General features: G+C 38.9%; 1 protein-coding gene. It reads right to left on the bottom strand.

Going from position 1 to position 2,461, the window contains the following annotated elements; all coding sequences use genetic code 11:
• Positions 1-112: 112 nt before the first annotated feature.
• Positions 113-2,461: HAD-IC family P-type ATPase (locus U0M88_RS08970; protein ID WP_331869589.1), on the bottom strand; the 2,349-nt coding region annotated here is incomplete at its 5' end.

The following is a 2,461-nucleotide window of genomic DNA, read 5'->3' as shown; positions in this document are numbered from 1 at the left end:
GTTCTACTGGTTTTAGATGGTTCAAGAATGTTTCGTTGATCATAGGGAATCTCCTTTATATATCAAAGAATATCCCTGAATCTGACGCTATTCATGTTGAATCATCAACTTTTTAGTTGAATTTAGCGATTTTTTTCGATTTTTTTAATTTTTTATCTACGAACTGGTTTAAACCCGAAACGACTGCGAAAATTATCGGTATATTGATAAGCACATAAAGCTTTTGTATCCATGTCAACTCCCCTAATTCAATACAAAACCAGGCCTGCAAAGATGGTACAATGCAACAAACGATAAAGGCCGAGCACATTAGAATCACTAAAAGCATTCTTAATTTTGTCATCGGCTTACATACGGAAATTAACACACATAGCGCATTACATCCGGCAAGTAAAGTACACATCGTAGAGAATTGTGTATAAGTTAAATTTTGATGCCCTAAAACATCAAAACAATAGACACCAATAACAGCCAGCAAAATACAGAATGCACCCGGTAAAGCCTTGGAGAAAACAGTTCTTAAAAAGTGCCCCTGTACGCGTGTTGTATTCGGTTCCAGTGTCAGTACAAAGCTTGGAAGTCCTGTTGCCAATGAAGATATCAGCGTCAATTGAATCGGTAAAAACGGATAGCTTTCCAATAAAAATAATGTCAACAACGAACATCCTAAGGAAAGCAATGTCTTAACTAAAAACAAAGAAGCCGTTCTTTGAATATTATTGATAACGCAACGTCCCTGATTCAAAATGGAAGGCAAGGCCGCAAACTGATCCTCCAACAATACTAAAGATGCGATGTTTTTGGTAGCTTCGGAACCAGACCCCATCGCAATGGAGCAGTCTGCTTCTTTTAGAGCCATAACATCATTGACACCATCGCCGGTCATTGCTACCGTGTGCCCTTGTTTCTTTAATGCCAGAATCATATCTCGTTTCTGTTCCGGTGTAACACGACCAAATATAGAATGTTCTCTTAATGCCAAATCAATATCCTGTACAGTATTCATATCAACCGCCAAGCTTTGCACCCCTGCTTTTTGTGCAATCGCCTGCACGGTATTGGCATCATCTCCGGAAATGATCTTAATATCGACCCCCTGCTTGTAAAAATAAGAAAGGATCGTTTGGATATCTTTTCGCAAAACATCCTGGATCAAAATCAAACCGATTGGTTCATGATCTCCCAATAAAGAATGTTGTACACTTTCTTTAGCCTTGCATAACGTTAAAACACGAATGCCTCGTTTGGCGTATTGTTCAATTTTTTCCACAATCGATGCATCCGGCTGTTTCACGATAAAAGGATAAGCACCTATGATATAGCCTTCTTCTTCAAACAATACAGCACTTGCCTTACGAGAACTGGAAAAAGGTATGATCTGTTTAACCGGAACCACTTCAACCGGGCAATACTCACGAATAGCTAACGCTGTAGCATTCTCATCCTGTAGAGCACCAAACATTCTGGAAAGGATCGTACGAATTTCATTTTGCGAATAGTCTGATAACGATTCGATTCCGGTCACTTTCATACTGCCTTCTGTTATCGTTCCGGTTTTATCAAGACATAGTGTGTCCACTCTTGCCAATGTTTCAATACAGTAAAGCTCCTGTACCAGCACTTTCTGATTCGCCAGGCGCAAAGCACCAATCGCAAGCGCAATACTTGTCAATATGACAAGCCCTTCCGGAATCATGCCTACAACAGCTGCAACCGTGCTTAAGATCGATGCGTTCAAACTATATTGCGAAATAAAAAAAGACTTCAAAAACAACAAAATACCTGCCGGAAACAATATGATCGTACAAAAACGAATGATCGAATTGATTGAATCACGAAGCTGTGAAGGGTATTTCTTCTCTCTTTTCGCATGTTTCAAAATAGAGTGGACATATGTATCCTCCCCGACATGTACAGCCTGCATCTTGGCATGGCCTGCCTCCACATAGCTTCCTGAATATAAGGTATCTCCTTGATTCTTATGGATCGCATCACTTTCTCCTGTCAATAGTGATTCATTGCATTCTACTTCACCAGAAACAAGGAATCCATCTACACAAATCTGATCACCTGCCTGCAGTAAGATCAAATCATTTTCCACAATTTCATCCACTGGGATTTTATCGATCTTTCCATCTCGTAAAACATGTGCTTTTTGTTGATTCAACAATGCCAACGCATCCAGCTTTTTCTTTGATCGCACCTCTTGAACGATTCCAATCAGAGCATTTCCAATCACAACGCCCATAAAAAGCATATTGCGATAAGAACCTGTCAAAATAACTAAAAAGGCTAAGAAAACATTGATCGCATTAAACAAAGAAAAAATATTTGCCTGTAAAATCTTTTTGTATGATTTTGAGCTTTGATCTTCTATTTTATTCGATTTCGCATTTAAGACTTGACTGGCACTCAGTCCTTTATCCATATCGGTTACTTTAATATCTTTTATGTCCATATT

Source organism: Faecalicoccus sp., from assembly GCF_036552745.1.
Classification (GTDB): Bacteria; Bacillota_I; Bacilli_A; order Erysipelotrichales; family Erysipelotrichaceae; genus Faecalicoccus.
The sequence above is the reverse complement of the archived record's forward strand: the minus strand, read 5'-3'. Positions and strand labels throughout refer to the sequence as shown.